Source organism: Flavobacterium alvei, from assembly GCF_002920895.1.
Taxonomy (GTDB): Bacteria; Bacteroidota; Bacteroidia; order Flavobacteriales; family Flavobacteriaceae; genus Flavobacterium; species Flavobacterium alvei.
Genome location: NZ_PQVG01000005.1, coordinates 182,719 through 198,762 on the forward strand (window position 1 = coordinate 182,719; position 16,044 = coordinate 198,762).

The 16,044-nt window shown below is 32.5% G+C and carries 16 protein-coding genes; 4 read left to right on the forward strand and 12 right to left on the reverse strand.

Annotation, left to right across the window (positions count from 1 at the left end; genetic code table 11):
- Window positions 1-29: 29 nt before the first annotated feature.
- The 7 genes from C3L50_RS10165 to C3L50_RS10195 all read right to left on the reverse strand — a co-directional run bounded on the left by C3L50_RS10165 (window position 30) and on the right by C3L50_RS10195 (window position 8,118).
- Window positions 30-479, reverse strand: coding sequence for a FixH family protein (locus C3L50_RS10165; protein WP_103806066.1), 450 nt, complete (start codon window positions 477-479; stop codon window positions 30-32).
- A gap of 29 nt (window positions 480-508) precedes the next feature.
- Window positions 509-1,927 carry a cytochrome c oxidase accessory protein CcoG gene (gene ccoG / locus C3L50_RS10170; RefSeq protein WP_103806067.1) on the reverse strand — a complete coding sequence of 473 codons (1,419 nt, stop codon included), beginning with the start codon at window positions 1,925-1,927 and terminating at the stop codon, window positions 509-511.
- A gap of 147 nt (window positions 1,928-2,074) precedes the next feature.
- On the reverse strand, window positions 2,075-3,013 hold the full coding sequence (locus C3L50_RS10175; RefSeq protein WP_103806068.1) for a cbb3-type cytochrome c oxidase N-terminal domain-containing protein: 939 nt from the start codon (window positions 3,011-3,013) through the stop codon (window positions 2,075-2,077).
- 36 nt (window positions 3,014-3,049) lie between these two features.
- A complete protein-coding gene (locus tag C3L50_RS10180) occupies window positions 3,050-3,217 on the reverse strand; it encodes a CcoQ/FixQ family Cbb3-type cytochrome c oxidase assembly chaperone (RefSeq protein ID WP_103806069.1) in 168 nt (55 codons plus the stop codon).
- A gap of 6 nt (window positions 3,218-3,223) precedes the next feature.
- Window positions 3,224-5,401: a cytochrome-c oxidase, cbb3-type subunit I gene (ccoN, locus tag C3L50_RS10185; RefSeq protein WP_103806070.1), complete on the reverse strand. Its 2,178-nt coding sequence runs from the start codon at window positions 5,399-5,401 to the stop codon at window positions 3,224-3,226.
- 37 nt (window positions 5,402-5,438) lie between these two features.
- Window positions 5,439-5,630: a cbb3-type cytochrome oxidase assembly protein CcoS gene (gene ccoS / locus C3L50_RS10190; protein ID WP_103806071.1), complete on the reverse strand. Its 192-nt coding sequence runs from the start codon at window positions 5,628-5,630 to the stop codon at window positions 5,439-5,441.
- A 109-nt stretch (window positions 5,631-5,739) separates the two neighbouring features.
- Complete coding sequence (locus C3L50_RS10195) at window positions 5,740-8,118, reverse strand: heavy metal translocating P-type ATPase (protein WP_103806205.1); 2,379 nt, start codon at window positions 8,116-8,118, stop codon at window positions 5,740-5,742.
- 109 nt (window positions 8,119-8,227) lie between these two features.
- Between C3L50_RS10195 and C3L50_RS10200 the strand changes: the two genes are divergently transcribed.
- The 3 genes from C3L50_RS10200 to C3L50_RS10210 all read left to right on the forward strand — a co-directional run bounded on the left by C3L50_RS10200 (window position 8,228) and on the right by C3L50_RS10210 (window position 10,206).
- The gene (locus C3L50_RS10200) at window positions 8,228-8,914 is read left to right on the forward strand and encodes a Crp/Fnr family transcriptional regulator (RefSeq protein ID WP_103806072.1); all 687 of its coding nucleotides are present in this window, start codon (window positions 8,228-8,230) and stop codon (window positions 8,912-8,914) included.
- Window positions 8,915-9,082: 168 nt separating this feature from the next.
- Complete coding sequence (locus C3L50_RS10205; protein ID WP_103806073.1) at window positions 9,083-9,430, forward strand: hypothetical protein; 348 nt, start codon at window positions 9,083-9,085, stop codon at window positions 9,428-9,430.
- Window positions 9,431-9,726: 296 nt separating this feature from the next.
- On the forward strand, window positions 9,727-10,206 hold the full coding sequence (locus C3L50_RS10210; RefSeq protein WP_103806206.1) for a hypothetical protein: 480 nt from the start codon (window positions 9,727-9,729) through the stop codon (window positions 10,204-10,206).
- A gap of 125 nt (window positions 10,207-10,331) precedes the next feature.
- Here the strand turns inward: C3L50_RS10210 and C3L50_RS10215 are convergent, their stop codons facing one another.
- The 4 genes from C3L50_RS10215 to def all read right to left on the reverse strand — a co-directional run bounded on the left by C3L50_RS10215 (window position 10,332) and on the right by def (window position 13,196).
- Window positions 10,332-10,769 carry a hypothetical protein gene (locus C3L50_RS10215; protein WP_133158872.1) on the reverse strand — a complete coding sequence of 146 codons (438 nt, stop codon included), beginning with the start codon at window positions 10,767-10,769 and terminating at the stop codon, window positions 10,332-10,334.
- 460 nt (window positions 10,770-11,229) lie between these two features.
- Window positions 11,230-12,003, reverse strand: coding sequence for a nucleoside triphosphate pyrophosphohydrolase (gene mazG, locus C3L50_RS10225; RefSeq protein WP_103806076.1), 774 nt, complete (start codon window positions 12,001-12,003; stop codon window positions 11,230-11,232).
- Window positions 12,004-12,101: 98 nt separating this feature from the next.
- A complete protein-coding gene (locus C3L50_RS10230) occupies window positions 12,102-12,557 on the reverse strand; it encodes a DUF5606 family protein (protein ID WP_103806077.1) in 456 nt (151 codons plus the stop codon).
- Between the two features lie 51 nt (window positions 12,558-12,608).
- Complete coding sequence (gene def, locus C3L50_RS10235) at window positions 12,609-13,196, reverse strand: peptide deformylase (RefSeq protein ID WP_103806078.1); 588 nt, start codon at window positions 13,194-13,196, stop codon at window positions 12,609-12,611.
- 191 nt (window positions 13,197-13,387) lie between these two features.
- On the opposite strand from def, the gene C3L50_RS10240 reads away from it, so the two are divergent.
- Window positions 13,388-15,664 carry an FUSC family protein gene (locus C3L50_RS10240; protein WP_103806079.1) on the forward strand — a complete coding sequence of 759 codons (2,277 nt, stop codon included), beginning with the start codon at window positions 13,388-13,390 and terminating at the stop codon, window positions 15,662-15,664.
- Here C3L50_RS10240 and ruvX read toward each other — a convergent pair.
- A complete protein-coding gene (ruvX, locus tag C3L50_RS10245) occupies window positions 15,627-16,043 on the reverse strand; it encodes a Holliday junction resolvase RuvX (RefSeq protein WP_103806080.1) in 417 nt (138 codons plus the stop codon). The two genes, C3L50_RS10240 and ruvX, sit on opposite strands and share 38 nt — an antisense overlap.
- Window position 16,044 lies beyond the last annotated feature (1 nt).

Sequence of the window (16,044 nt, forward strand, 5' to 3'; positions counted from 1 at the left end):
TGCAGACTGAAATCTGTAATCTGATGAATTTACTTAACATAAATTGTTTCTTTTGTCAGATACTGTTTTCCTTCATATTGCCATTCCATATTAATTTCCCAACGACCACCTAAAAGTTTTTCTTTGGGTACTTTTAGAGCAGAATTCGAAAGCGAAATAGGAACAACAAAATCAAATTTCTTATTGGATGATCGGTAAAAAGAAACAATTCCCTTAATATCCTTTGGGGTAAATTCAGCTGGAAAAACAATTGCAACCCCTTCAGAATCATTTGTTATTACAGGCTTTTGCTTTAAATCTTGGGCATTTTGAATTCGAATCATTTCGTCTCCATATTTTGCATCTTTCTTATAATATTCTTCTACTACCAGTTCGTTATCGTATTTAACATTAGTTTGCACTTTAATAATAAAATATAAAATAAACGAAATGAATAATGCAAATGCAATTACAATTCCTGTTCCCCAATTAATTTTCATAAGTTGTTTTTTGTTATACTAATTCAAAGTTAATCAAAACTTCTTGGACTCAAAAAGCTTGTTTTACTTGTTTCAATTTTTTTATTCCCTTCATACACTTCAATCTCTAAATTTGTTTTATCAGATTCTAATAAAAATCTATTGATTTCAATAAACACTGTTCCGCCTTTCATACCTTGTTTGGGCACTTTCAGGTCTTGTTCTCCAACTACTTTTAGTGTACCTTTAATTCCAACTAATTTAAAATGAATATCATTAAAATCTTTATTGGTTTTATTGATTATCTTAAAGGTGTAAATATTACTAATATTATCTCCTTTGTGCTGAAACAATTGGCCTGGCAATCTTAAAAAGACCGCTTCTACCTCGGTTCTCAAAAACATTAAACCTACTAAAATCCCAATAAGTATGAACAATACGGCTGAATAGCCTTTCATTCTTGGGGTGAATTTAAACTTAGCATTTTTCTCAATTTCATCTTCAGAGGCATACCGAATAAGCCCTTTGGGTAAACCAACAGTTTCCATAATGGTATCACATTCATCAATACAAGCGGTGCAATTGATACATTCGAGTTGAGTTCCGTTTCGAATATCGATTCCAGTTGGGCAAACGTTAACGCATTGTTTACAATCAATACAATCTCCTTTTCCTGTAGTTGAGCGATCTTCTTGTTTGTTGAATTTAGCTCTTCCTACTTCTTTTTCTCCTCGAACAAAATCATAGGCTACATTGATGGATTTGTTGTCTAATAAAACGCCTTGCAATCTTCCGTAAGGACAGGCTATGATACAAACTTGCTCTCTAAACCAAACAAAAACAAAATAGAAAACGCCTGTGAAAATAAAGAGTGAAATTAAAGTACTAAGATGAGTTCCTGGGCCATCTTCAATCATTTTAAACAATTCGTCGCTACCAATAAGATAAGCCAGAAAAACATTGGCAATTAAGAAAGATATGATCAAAAAGATAGTCCATTTTATTGTTTTTTTTCTGATTTTTTCGGCATTCCATTCTTGTTTTTCTAAACGAATTTGAGCACCACGATCTCCTTCTATCCAATATTCAATTCTTCGGAAAACCATTTCGAGAAATATGGTTTGAGGACAAATCCATCCACAAAAAATCCTCCCGAAAATTACAGTAAAAAGAATGACGAAAACAACGCCAACAATCATCGAAATTACGAAGAGATAAAAATCTTGTGGCCAAAAAGGAAATCCAAAAATATTGAATCTTCTTTCCAAAACATTGAACATCATAAATTGATTGCCATCAATCTTTATAAATGGATTGGCAACCAAAATTAGCAACAAAAAATAACTCACCCACTTTCTATAATCATAGAATTTACCCGATGGTTTTTTAGGAAAAAGAAACTTTCTATTTCCTTTTTCATCGATTGTTCCTATGGTATCTCTAAAAGCTTCGTTTGGTAATTTTGACATGACTAAAAATTTAAAAGTATAAAATTATAGTTTTGATTGAACTTGTTTTGAAACTTATGTTACATTTCTCTAAAATATTCAACAGATAATATAAAAAACAAATCCTGAAATAATTCAGGATTTGGATTTACTATAAATGAATTTTATTTATTTTTTTACAGCTGCACTATCAACCGCTGCTGGAGCTGCTGCCGTTTTTGGAGCACTTGGATCAATCCATATTTCTCCTTCTGGAGCTTTTGGATCTTTTGGATTGGTGCCTTTCAACGAAAGTACATAACTAGCTACAAGCTGAATTTCTGTTGGTTTTAATCCGCTTTTAGACCAAGCAATCATTCCTTTTCCGTCACGACCACCGTTTGTAATGGTATGGAAAACATTTTTAATTCCTCCACCCAAAATCCATTGATCATCAGTTAAATTTGGTCCGATTTGACCACCACCATCAGCTCTATGACAAGCCACACAATTGGTAGTAAATATAGCTTTACCAGCTGCTAAATCCTCAGGTTTTGTAAGAAGCGTAACCGAATTTTCGTCCATCAAATCTGGAGCAGTTTTTTTGTACTCGGCAATTTCTTTTTGAGCTTGAGCCATTTCGTTTTTCAATTCTGTTTCTTGATTATCTCCATCCATTACCTCAAAACGAACTAAATAAATAACCGCAAAAGCGATACAAACATAGAACAAATACACCCACCAAGGCGGCAAATTGTTGTCTAATTCTTTGATACCATCATAATCGTGGTCTAATAATAATTCTCCTTCGTCTTGAGTTTGATCTGTTGACACAAAGATATTGGTCAATTTTTTCACAATTGGACTTTCTGTAATTCCCAATTCGTTTGCTGCTGCCAATTGTGCTTTTTGTTCTTCTGTCATTAATTGATAAGTGATGGAGTCAACTGCATTTACGGTAACTTCGATGGCAATCAACAAGAAAAGAAATACTAACAAAAAGAGAGAAACCATTGGAAATTTTATAAATGCGGGTTTATCTCCAGAGTCGATGAAATATTCCATTGCAGCAAATACGGCAAAGAAAATAACAAGAACTCTTATATATGAGGGGATTATTTTTTTCATTTTATATTTATTTTGAAAATTATATTTTTATTGTTTTTAATCGTTCAAAGGGATTTGACTCATTTCCTCAATTTTTTCTTTCCTGTATGAAAACACCCAAATAGCAAGTCCTACAAAAAAGGAAAAGAAAATTAACAATGATAGTACTGGAAATATCTCAACTCCTGCGATAGTTTCCATATTGTGTTTAATTTGCTCGAACATAACTATCTATTTTTTTACTTTAATATCAGTTCCTAATCTTTGAATATATGCGATTAGCGCCACAATTTCTCTTTCATTCATTGGAACAAATTTTTCGCCTCTGGCTTCAGCTTTTTTCTTGCTTTCATCATAACTTTTCACAAAGTCAGGATCCGATTTCAAACTTTCTTCAATTTTCAAAGCCTGTGTTCTTAAATCTTTTTGACCATTTGCAATTTCTTCCTCTGTATAAGGAACACCAAGAGTTTGCATGGCTTTCATTTTATTTTCAGTCATTGAAACATCCATAGCCTTATTATCAAACAACCATTTGTATCCTGGCATAATTGAACCAGCCGAAATACTTTGTGGACTCCAAAAGTGATTGAAATGCCAGTTGTCATTGTACTTACCACCAACTCTCAACAAATCTGGACCTGTTCTTTTTGACCCCCAAAGAAATGGGTGATCGTAAACAAATTCTCCTGCTTTTCCTTGTGGTCCATAACGTTCTACTTCGCTTCTGAAAGGACGAACCATTTGAGAGTGACAACTTACACAACCTTCACGGATGTATAAATCACGACCTTGCAATTCTAATGGAGTATAAGGTTTTACGCTAGTGATCGTTGGAATGTTAGATTTTACCATAATGGTTGGTACAATTTGAATAATTCCTCCAATCAAGATGGCAACTGTTGCCAAAATGGTTAATTGAATTGGTTTTCTTTCTAACCAAGGGTGGAATTTTTCTCCTTTAACTCTACCAGCACTTATTGTTTGTAATTCAGGCGCTTCAGCTAATTCATCTTCGATACTTTCACCAGCTCGCACGGTTTGTATGATATTGTAAACCAAAACTAACATACCTGTAAGATATAATGTTCCTCCAATAGCTCTCATCCAATACATTGGCATAATTTGAGTTACCGTTTCAAGGAAGTTACCATAAGTTAAGGTTCCATCAGGATTGAATTGTTTCCACATCGATGCTTGAGTAAATCCTGCAACATACATTGGGAGTGTATAAAGTATAATTCCCAAAGTTCCAATCCAAAAGTGGAAGTTGGCTAATTTAGTAGAAAATAAAGTTGTTTTGGCCATTCTTGGAATCAACCAATAGATAATACCAAAAGACATAAATCCGTTCCAAGCTAAAGCTCCAACGTGAACGTGAGCAATAATCCAATCGGTAAAATGCGCAATAGCATTTACATTTTTAAGCGATAACATTGGTCCTTCAAAAGTAGCCATACCATAACCAGTAATAGCAACAACGAAGAATTTCAATACTGGTTCTTCACGAACTTTGTCCCAAACTCCTCTCAAAGTCAATAATCCGTTAATCATACCTCCCCAAGACGGAGCAATCAACATAACCGAAAACACAACTCCTAAATTTTGTGCCCAAGTAGGCAAAGCGGTATATAATAAATGGTGAGGACCAGCCCAAATGTATAAGAAAATCAACGACCAGAAGTGAACAATTGATAATCTATAAGAATAAACAGGACGATTGGCTACTTTTGGAACAAAATAATACATCAATCCTAAAAATGGAGTCGTCAAGAAGAAAGCTACTGCGTTGTGACCATACCACCATTGTACCAAAGCATCTTGAACCCCTGCATAAACAGAGTAACTTTTCATTGCAGAAATAGGCAATTCTAAACTGTTGAAAATATGCAAAACAGCAACTGTAACAAATGTTGCGATATAAAACCAAATAGCTACATAAAGATGACGCTCTCTTCTTTTTAAAATTGTACCAATCATATTAATACCAAAAGCAACCCAAATTAAGGCAATGGCAATATCTATTGGCCATTCTAACTCAGCATATTCTTTTGAAGTACTGTATCCTAAAGGCAAGGAAACTGCGGCTGCAACAATAATTAATTGCCATCCCCAAAAGTTTAAATTACTCAAAAAGTCACTAAACATTCTGGCTTTTAATAATCGCTGAAGCGAATAATAGGTCCCTGCAAACATTGCATTTCCTACAAAGGCAAAAATTACAGCATTGGTATGTAAAGGTCTCAATCTTCCAAAACTCAACCACGAAATACCGTCGGTGATGTTTGGAAAAAGAAACATAATGGCTAGAATAAGTCCTACCAACATTCCCACAACACCAAAAACGATGGTTGCGTAAATGAATTTCTTTACAATTTTGTTGTCATAATAAAACTGTTGCATTTCCATAAATAATAATTGTTAATTGATTTAAAAATTCAAAGGTTCAAGGTTGTTTTTCAGACATCTGAATGGGTTCGTCACTAGCTTTTTTAACCAATTCATCGTCAAAAAGCATGCGAACAGAAGGAGTGTAATCATCATCATATTGTCCAGTTTTTACTGCTCTGACAAAGGCAACAAAGAAAAAAATTGCGACAACTATGCTGATAGAAATAAGTAAATAGATAACACTCATAAAACTAATTTAGTTAGCAAATGTACTATATCGATTTTTCTCAAATTATGATATTTATCATATTTTTGATATTTATCAAAGTTAGATAAAAAAAAGGTTGTAAATGAATCTATTTTAACCTTTTCGCATAAAAATTACTAACTATTGTTACAAAACTAACAATCGTAACCGTACTCAAAGGCATAATTATCGCCGCCACTAAGGGCAGCAAATTTCCTGTTATAGCAAATGATAATCCCACAATATTATACAGAATGGATAATGCGAAACTCATTTTTATTGTTGTAATTGATTTTTGTGATAGTTTCAAAAAATAATTCAATTTCTTGAATTCATTTGCATCCAAAATAGCATCGCAAGCTGGCGAAAAAACATTCACGTTTTCAGAAATCGAAATTCCAACATTACTTTGAGCCAATGCTCCAGCATCGTTGAGTCCGTCTCCAACCATCATCACATTTGAGCCTTCTTCTTGTATTTTTTTTATAAATTCCAACTTTTGTTCTGGTTTTTGATTGAATATTAATTCGGTGTCTTTGGGCAAAATGTTTTCTAATAATTCTCTTTCACCTTCGTTATCCCCTGACAAAACCTTGATTTTATAATGCACACTCAATTGTTCGAAAAGTTCTGCTAATCCTTCCCTATATTGATTGTTAAAAATATATTTACCTAAATATACTTCATTCATCTTGACATGAACAGATGTTTGTTGAATGCTATTATCTTCAATCTTACCCACAAAATCTGCCGAACCAAACTTAATTTGTTTTCCATCGACAATAGCTTGAATCCCCTTACCTGTTATTTCTTCAAAATCATTAATTAGAATTCTTTTACATTCTGGCAAAAAATCATACAACATTCGACTCAATGGATGATTGGATGCTCTAAGGACATTTTTTAAAACCAGTAAATCATCCTCTGAAAGCGTGATTCCCTCATAAGAAATATTCGATTTTTTATTGGTTGTAATGGTTCCTGTTTTGTCAAAAACGATGGTGTCAACTTGAGCTAATTGCTCTATTACTAAAGCGTTTTTGAGATAAAATTTCTTCTTGCCCAAAATTCGCAAAACATTTCCCATTGTAAAGGGAGCTGTTAATGCCAATGCACAAGGGCAAGCTACAATCAAAACCGCTGTAAAAACATTGAAAGCAATATTGGCATCTATAAATATCCAATATCCAAAACCTGCAAAAGCAATGAGCAATAATATGGGGGTAAAATAATGGCTCACTTTATCTGTAATGGATTTGTGTTTTTGTTCGACATTTTTCTGAAAAACATCATTACTCCAAAGTTGTGTCAAATAGCTTTGCGAAACCGAGTGCAACACTTCCATTTCTATGACTTTACCTATTTGTTTGCCGCCAGCAAAAAGCTTATCGCCCGACTTTTTAGCAATTGGAATGGCTTCTCCAGTCACAAAACTATAATCGATTTCGGCTTTGTCAGAAATTAGAATTCCATCAACAGGAATTAATTCTTGATTTCGAATCAAAAGGCGATTTCCTTTTTCGACATCATAAATAGGAACGCTTTCTTCAGAAAAATCAGTGTTGATTCGAGTAATTGCAATTGGAAAATAAGATTTAAAATCTCTTTCGAAACTCAAAAAACTATAGGTTTTTATTTGAAACATCTTGCCCAAAAGCATAAAGAAAATCAAACCAGTCAAACTGTCAAAAAAACCAGAGCCATAATCCATTATGATGTCAAAAGTACTTCTGATAAAAAATATAATGATTCCCAAAGCAATTGGAATATCAATATTCAACAAACCCGATTTGATACTTTTGTAAGCCGAAACATAATATCCACTAGCCGAATATAAAAAAGATGGCAATGATAACGCAAAAATTAACCATCTAAAAAACGGCTTATAAGTGTCTAACCAAAACTCTTTGACCTCAAAATATTCGGGAAAAGAAAGCAACATTATATTGCCAAAGCAAAAGAAAGCCAAACCCAGTTTATAAGTCAAACTCCTATCGACATTGTTTTTGCCAGTTTCATAATTTTCTAAACTGATGTAAGGTTCATATCCAATAGAACTCAATAAATGAACAATCTTTTTGAGCGAAACAACTTCTGGATTATAGGTAATTCGGACTTTCTTTTGAGGAAAGTTGACTTGAGAAGTACTTATCCCCTCTTGTAGTTTTTGAAGATTTTCTAGAATCCAAATACAAGAACTACAGTGAATATGGGGTATATTCAAAGAAACAATTGCAGCAGAATCTTCTTGAAATTCTAAAAGTTTTGCAACAATACTTTCATTGTCTAAAAAATCATATTTACCACTGATGTCAAGCGGAGTCGCTCCAGGAGATTTCTCAAAATCATAATAGCAAATCATATCATTTTGACTAAAAATTTCGTACACGGTTTTGCAACCATTGCAACAAAAAACTTTTTCATCAAAGACAATTTGGTCCTCTTTTTGAAGATCCAGCCCACAGTGGAAACAGTTTTTAACCTCCATAAATTTTTCTGTTTTTACAGCCCACAAATATAATAGCTGAAAAAATTAAAAATATGATAATTATCATATAATTTCGTAGATTTGCAAGTCAATTTTATATTTTTCTTATATGGGTAAATGTGAACAATGCATCGTTAGAGAGATCAGCTCATTAAAAGCGCTAAATAAAGACGAACTATTAAAACTCGCTGAATGCAAAACATCTTATACAATAAAAAAAGGGAGTCCCATCTTTGAAGAGGGTGAAATTGTAAATGGGATATATTGCGTTACAACTGGAGCTTGCAAATTATCTAAACTAAGCCCAAATGGCAAAGACCAAATTATAAAATTAGTAAAAGCTGGGGAATTGTTAGGACAACGTTCTATGATTAGTGATGAACCTGCCAATTTAAGTGCTGTAGCGCTAGAAGATATGGAGGTTTGTTTTATTCCAAAAAGCGAAGTTTTGAGCATGTTTGATTCTAACAATCAGTTTTCAATGAATATGATGAAAACGATTTGTGGTGATTTGAAAGACGCCAGCGAACATATGATTTCTATTTCTCAAAAAACAGTCAAAGAACGATTAGCAGAAACTCTTATTTATCTCGATGAAACTTTTGGTAAAAACCCAGACGGATCACTACGCATTCAATTGTCTCGTGAAGAAATGGCCGGAATGATTGGAACCGCAACCGAAAGTTGCATTCGATTGTTATCTGATTTTAATAAAATTGGATTAATTAGTTTGATTGGCAAAAAAATAGTGGTTAAGGATACTGCTAAACTGAAGCGAATTGCCGATATCGTTTAAACTTTAGACTCTTTTCTAAAATGATATTTGAAAATCAATGGTTTTCAAATATCATTTTTTTTGCTTTGTTCCCAAATTCTAATAAAACTCATTTAATTCCAAAAACTTTAACTTTCATTTATAAAAAAAATTTAAGGTTAACTTGTGCACAAATTCTAAATTTGCAAAATGAATTGGATTCGGAAAACTGTCATTTTTGTTGGACTTACAATCGTTTTTTTATTTGCCTTTAGCGCAAACGAAGTTTCTATTTCAAACGTTCCACTAGAAAAACAAGAATCTTCACTTTCTGTCGAAAAAATCCATTCTTCGGCTTTTATTGAACCGCAAGCGAGTAATCTCTTAACTTTTTCTCAAAAAAATCCCGATCTTTCCTTTTCGAAATATCTAGAAAATTATCTGGTAAGTATTCCTGATTTAAAAATTGGAATCTCTTTCCCCTTTTTTGCAAACCAAGACATCAACCGATGCGAAATGGTTTCGCTCCTACTCTTCCCTTTCCATATTTTTTGGTAATTTAAAGCATTCTCTTAAAATTTTGAAGAAATAAATCTTCTTCTTTTGAGCTAATATCTCTTGGATATTCAGTTCCTTTTATGCTTATACCTGAACTTGATTAATAGTAAAAAGTTTAAACCACATAGAAAAATTATTTTCTTTTAATAAAAAGGCGCTTTGCTTATCATAGATTTGATAGCTATGTGTAAATAAAATGCCTATGGAATCCTTTGTAAATTATATTTTCAATATTCTATGTGGTTAAAATTATGAATCAAACTCAGGTCAATATTAATTTCAAAAAACAAAAACACATGGATACATCTGTAACAATAATAGGCCTTATCATAACAATTTTAATCGGAATTCCGCTTTTCTATGCAATGCGTTCCAACTCAATTAACAAGGCAAAAACCAAAGAAATAATGACTAAATTCAGCCAAAACAATCGTTTCAACTTTGAAAAAACAGAAACGCAAAACAAAAAAGTTTTGGCCATAGACGAAAAGAACAAAGGCTTTTTATTAATTGACTTCAACTCCAAAGAAAAAGAAGTCGTAAATTTTATAGATTTAAACACTGTTGAATCCTGCAAACTTGCCATTACAGCCGAAGGCAATTCGAATACTATTGAAAAAATTGATTTTGAATTTCAACATAAAAAAGATAAAAAAACAGAATCCATTCCGTTTTACAAAATCGAAAACGACCAAATGGGTCAAGTATGTTTGCACGAAGACCATCAATTGGCAAAAAAATGGAGGGAAATTATTCAGAATTGCATTTCAAGCTAGCATTTTATGATTATTAATTCACTAAAAAGAGGCCTTAAAAAAGCCTCTTTTTCTTTGTAAAATATTTTTATGAAAACTACTAGCCCAGAGCTGCCAAATGCTTGGACTATCGAGGTGGCATTAGCCTAGTTCGGTAAGTTTGGATTATTTAACAAATAAAAGGTTTGCCATTTAGTGTCATTATCATATGACTTTTTTATTCTTATTTTTTGAAAATCAGGACTTATTTCGATTACATAACAGTAACGATCTGTTTTTATATAATTTCCCGAAGAAGAATTACCAATTTTTGAATTATCAAATATACTAGAAGGGTCATTACAAGATATATTTGTAAAGTAATAATTGCCACTACCCAATTTTTTTTGATTAATATATGTGGACATTTGATTTTGTCCAAAATAAAACACAGCTTTTCCTGTAGTACCTTCTTCATTACTCCAATATTTATTTACAATATGTTGTTGAACATTAGTTGTAAAATAGCTAGTTGTAGTTTGTGAACTCATAGTGTTAATATATAGAAATAGTATTCCTATAAAAATATTTTTTGTAAAATTCATTGATTTGTTTTTTAAAGTTTAAATAAAAGAATAACTATAATGATTGTTAAAACTAATATAATCCTACTTTTGTTTTTCTGTCTTTTTGTTAATTCAATTTTTTTTATCCATTCAAAATTTAATATTGATGCGAAGATTGCTCCAAATATTAAAAAGTAAGCAAATGAAATTAGTAAAATTTTATTCGTGCTAATAGAAATTGACCAAGATATGTGATTTTGAATAAATCTAGTCAAGACAAATGCGATTATATAAATGCATAAACTTAATTGATAACCCAAAGGACCTTTTACTCTTTCATCAGGATAGTCTGTTCTTTTAAGAATCCGTTTGTAATTTAGTTGATAAATTGTTGATAGGATATATTTAATGAATAACATAATTTTCGTTTTTAAAAAATACCATTTCGGATACCAAGACCTAAATTACAATCTGTAGATCAATCTATAGCGTCCGAAAATTACAATTTCTTAGCTTCATTCCAAAAAACATCCATTTCTGCCAAAGTCATATCCATTAAGGGTTTGCCTAATTCTCCTGCTTTGCTTTCCAGATATTGAAATCTTTTGATGAATTTTTTGTTGGTTCGCTCTAAAGCGTCTTCGGGATTGATGTTTAAAAATCGAGCGTAGTTTATCATCGAAAACAAAACGTCTCCAAATTCGGATTCCATTTTATCCTGATTTCCGGCTTCGACCTCAACTTGAAGTTCAGCTAATTCCTCTTGCACTTTATCCCAAACCTGATGCGGTTCTTCCCAATCAAAACCGACACCTTTTACCTTGTCCTGAATTCGACTGGCTTTTACCAATGCTGGCAAACTTCTTGGCACACCTTCTAGAACGGATTTCTTACCTTCTTTTAGTTTGAGTTTCTCCCAGTTTTGCTTGACTTCTTCCTCGTCTTTTACCACAACATCACTGTAAATATGTGGATGGCGGTGAATGAGCTTTTCGCAAATTTCGTTACACACATCGGCAATGTCGAAATCGTTGGTTTCACTTCCTATTTTGGCATAAAAAACAATGTGCAACAACAAATCGCCTAACTCTTTTTTGACTTCGTTCAAATCATTGTCCAAAATAGCGTCGCCCAATTCATAGGTTTCTTCTATGGTTAAATGCCTTAACGTTTGGAGTGTTTGCTTTTTATCCCAAGGACATTTTTCGCGCAAATCGTCCATAATGTTCAATAATCGTTCGAAGGCTAGAAGTTGACTTTGTTTGGAATTCATGGTGTTTTAGTTTTTGTAAAAATAAGAAATCCTGTCAGGAATAACATCTTGACAGGATTAAAATATAAAATTAAAGTTTACAACTTTTGCTTTTTAGCTTACTCCTTTTCAGAAGTAACTTCTTCCACAACTTTCTCTAAAACTTCTTCGGCATTTTCAATTTTTGGTTCTTCTTTAGAAACTAAACCTTTTGATTGAAGCAAATTATACCAATTTAATACTTTTTTAATATCTGAAGGATACACTCTTTCTGAATCGTATTCTGGAAGAATTTCTGAAAAATAAGCCATCAAAGTGGCGTTGTCTTCTTTGTGTGAAATGGCTGGACCTTCATTTTCTTTGATGGCAATATTGCGCATCACTTCAGTTAAAGGTTTTTCTTCATTGACAGTGTAAATTGAAATTTCAGACAATAAACTCACGTTTACTTTCAAGCTTACTGATATTTTTTTTCCATCAACTAATGATTCTGCCAAAAATCCTGTTCGAGTTTGAACTTTTAATGCATATAAACCTGGTTTTCCAGAAATTGATAATATTTTTTCTAAATTCATTTTTTATAAATTATATGTTTTTATTTATTTTTTGAGAAACTGAATACTTTCCTATCTTCCCTTTTTATTGCAAAATTTCATTCTATAATCAGGTCTAGCTTTGCCATCCATAATATTTTGCAATTTCTTTTTATTTAATTGCCTTTTTAGTGTCGAAATCAAATCGGTAAACAAAATCCCTTCGATATGATCGTACTCATGTTGAATTACACGAGCAATAAGTCCATCAAAAACTTCAGTTTTTACATTGAAATTTTCATCGCAATACTCAATTGTGATTCTTTCGTTTCTATAAACCTCTTCGCGAACATCTGGAATACTGAGGCAACCTTCGTTAAAACTCCATAATTCGCCTTCTTCTTTCAACATTTTGGCATTAATAAAAGTTCTTTTAAAGCCTATTAATTGGCTTTGTACTTCTAATGGCAAATCTTCATCTTCTCCAAAAGGTGTTGTATCAATTACAAAAAGACGAATGTTCAAACCTACTTGTTGAGCTGCAAGTCCAACGCCATAAGCATTATACATCGTTTCATACATGTTTGCAATAGTTTCTTTTAGGTTTGGATATTCTGGAGTAATCTCCTCTCCTACCTTTCTTAAAACGGGATCGCCATATCCTACAATTGGTAAAATCATTAATTTTGTATTAAAGTATTATCTACTGCAAATTCTAAATCGATTATTTAAAATTCAGTCCGCAAAAGTAGTAAAAAAATATGCATTCAATATATCCTATATTAATAATTAAATTTACTTTAGAAATCTAAACCCTACATACCGATATAATATACCACAATTCTTACCTTTGCAATCAATCTAAACTATTTATGATACCAAAAATAAAGGACTTTACTATTGGCACTAATTTGCATAATGCGATCAAAGTAGTTCTTTCTGCCATTATACCTGCATTCTTATTTTCCTATCTAGGTAATTTAGAAGTGGGTTTGACAATGGCAATTGGTGCTTTATTTACATTTCCGACAGACACCCCAAGTAACTTAAAACATAAAATAAATGGCTTGCTTGTAACGGTATTTATACTTGCTGGAGTCAATTTATTAATCAACGCCACTTATCCTTATCCTTTTCTTTTTTACCCCATATTTGCCATTCTAGTTTTCATATTATCCATGCTTGCTGTTTACGGACAACGCGCTACGATGGTTTCTTTTGCGGCATTAATGATAATCAGCATTTCATTTGCACACATACACAAAGGTTTGGATATGCTAGAACACTCTGGTTTTTTATTAGCTGGAGGTTTATTTTATCTTCTAATATCTATCCTTTTTTATTATATCAATCCGCATCGCTATACCGAATTACAAATTGTTGAATGTATAAAATTGACATCGAAGTATTTGAAATTAAGAGGCGATTTATGGCAATTGGATTCGGATAGAAAAGAAATTACCCGAAAACAATTGGTCCTACAGGTCGAATTGAATGATATTCACGAAAATATTAGAGAAGTTCTAGTTCGAAACCGAACCGATTATGGCTCTTCGCATCAAAACAGAAAATTGCTTTTGGCCTTTATTTCCTTGGTAGAAATAATGGAATTGGCGGTATCAACCTCTTTTGATCATAATAAATTGCACCAAAAATTTGATGCTCATCCAAAGGTCTTAATGACTTACCAAAGTCTGGCTTATAATTTGGCTAAAAATTTAAAATCTTTATCCAAAAAAATAAAGAAGAGAAAGCAATACATTCAAAAAAATAATTTGGTCGAAAATTTATTTGCTTTTGAATTTGCCATAGCTGATTATGAAAAAACACTTGGAGAAGCAGAGGCTTCAGAAGGAGTGCATATGCTTTCGAATATGCTGCATTATGCTGAAAAACAAGTTGAAAAAATAAAGACTTTGGAGCGTGCTTATACCACAACTGTAAAGCTAAAAGACCTTAAAGGAAGAGATAAAGATTTAGAAAAATTAAGCATCTCTCAATATTATCCGCTAAATACTTTGGTTGAAAATTTCAGTTTTTCTTCGCTTGAATTTAGACATTCATTACGAATCACCACCACCTTATTAATAGGTTTAATAATCGGCAAAGTCCTTCCGTTTGAAAATGTCTATTGGATATTATTGACCATAGTAGTAATTATGCGCCCTGGTTATGGATTGACAAAAGAAAGAACCTTAAACCGTTTTATAGGAACGCTCATCGGAGGTGTTTTGGGTTTTGCAGTTTTAACTTTTGAACCAAGCACACCAATTCTTGCCACACTAACCATTCTTTTTTTAATCTTAGGACTTACCTTCAATCCTTCCAATTATAAAATTGGGACTTCCTTCATTACTTTACATGTCATCTTTATTTTTGCAATTTTAAATCCAAGTGATGGCAATATTATTCTGTATCGTGTTTTAGACACTTTTGTTGGAGCCATTTTAGCAATTTTAGCCAATCATTTTTTATGGCCGTATTGGGAATCCTTAAATACCAATGAAAATATCAAAAACTCTATTGAAGCCAATAAAAACTATTTGAAACAAATTTCAATTCTCTACAATAATAAACAAGGCATTAATCAAGAATACAGACTAGCTAGAAATCAATCTTTTATAGAAATTGGTAATATGATGGCGTCTTTTCAACGAATGTTGCAAGAACCCAAATCAAGACAGGACAAATTGCAGCAAGTATATAAATTCACCGTAATAAATAATGCTTTACTTTCCTCGGCTGCTTCGCTAGGAACCTATACGCAATCTCATAAAACGACCAAAGCTTCTGAGGCTTTTAACGTCGTATTCGATAAAATAATCAAAAATCTGGATGCTGCTATTTCCCTTTTGAAAGAAGAGAATCAACCAAACGAAATTGATGCGCCAATTGACGACACCTTTAATAACAGCTTTATCGAATTGAAAAATATTAGGGAAAAAGAATTAAGACAAGGAGATGTTATTAATAGTCAAGAATTTAAACTCAAGATGCAGGAAGCTCAACTAGTGATTGAGCAATTGGTTTGGCTAACTAATTTATCAGAAAACATTCTTAAAACCACAAAAAACTTATTAAAAGCTGAAAAACAACCCGAAAACAATACGCTTAAAACATTTTTCGGGTCAAATAGTCCTGAAGCATAATGGTTGCCGAAATTTCGTCAATTAGGGCTTTGTTTTGACGTTGTTTTTTTTTCATTCCGTTATCAATCATTGATTGGAACGCCATTTTTGAAGTAAAACGTTCATCCACCCTGATAACTTTCATATCCGGAAAATGATTGGTAAAATGTGTCACAAATCCTTTAATGATGGAAGCACTTTGAGAAGGTTCGCCGTTCATTTGTTTGGGTTCGCCAATAAGCACAGCTTCCACTTTTTCTTTCGAAAAATAGTCTTTCAAAAATGGGATAGCTTCACTTGAAGGAATGGTGGTCAAACCCGAAGCAATGATTTGCAATTCATCGGTAACGGCTATTCCTGTTCGTTTTTGTCCGTAATCTATGGCGAGTATTCTAGGCATT

Coding starts and splice junctions, on each gene's coding strand:
- C3L50_RS10165 (WP_103806066.1), bottom strand. CDS start 479: ATGAAAATTAATTGGGGAACAGGAATTGTAATTGCATTTGCATTATTC.
- ccoG (WP_103806067.1), bottom strand. CDS start 1,927: ATGTCAAAATTACCAAACGAAGCTTTTAGAGATACCATAGGAACAATC.
- C3L50_RS10175 (WP_103806068.1), bottom strand. CDS start 3,013: ATGAAAAAAATAATCCCCTCATATATAAGAGTTCTTGTTATTTTCTTT.
- C3L50_RS10180 (WP_103806069.1), bottom strand. CDS start 3,217: ATGTTCGAGCAAATTAAACACAATATGGAAACTATCGCAGGAGTTGAG.
- ccoN (WP_103806070.1), bottom strand. CDS start 5,401: ATGGAAATGCAACAGTTTTATTATGACAACAAAATTGTAAAGAAATTC.
- ccoS (WP_103806071.1), bottom strand. CDS start 5,630: ATGAGTGTTATCTATTTACTTATTTCTATCAGCATAGTTGTCGCAATT.
- C3L50_RS10195 (WP_103806205.1), bottom strand. CDS start 8,118: ATGGAGGTTAAAAACTGTTTCCACTGTGGGCTGGATCTTCAAAAAGAG.
- C3L50_RS10200 (WP_103806072.1), top strand. CDS start 8,228: ATGGGTAAATGTGAACAATGCATCGTTAGAGAGATCAGCTCATTAAAA.
- C3L50_RS10205 (WP_103806073.1), top strand. CDS start 9,083: ATGAATTGGATTCGGAAAACTGTCATTTTTGTTGGACTTACAATCGTT.
- C3L50_RS10210 (WP_103806206.1), top strand. CDS start 9,727: ATGGATACATCTGTAACAATAATAGGCCTTATCATAACAATTTTAATC.
- C3L50_RS10215 (WP_133158872.1), bottom strand. CDS start 10,769: ATGAATTTTACAAAAAATATTTTTATAGGAATACTATTTCTATATATT.
- mazG (WP_103806076.1), bottom strand. CDS start 12,003: ATGAATTCCAAACAAAGTCAACTTCTAGCCTTCGAACGATTATTGAAC.
- C3L50_RS10230 (WP_103806077.1), bottom strand. CDS start 12,557: ATGAATTTAGAAAAAATATTATCAATTTCTGGAAAACCAGGTTTATAT.
- def (WP_103806078.1), bottom strand. CDS start 13,196: ATGATTTTACCAATTGTAGGATATGGCGATCCCGTTTTAAGAAAGGTA.
- C3L50_RS10240 (WP_103806079.1), top strand. CDS start 13,388: ATGATACCAAAAATAAAGGACTTTACTATTGGCACTAATTTGCATAAT.
- ruvX (WP_103806080.1), bottom strand. CDS start 16,043: ATGCCTAGAATACTCGCCATAGATTACGGACAAAAACGAACAGGAATA.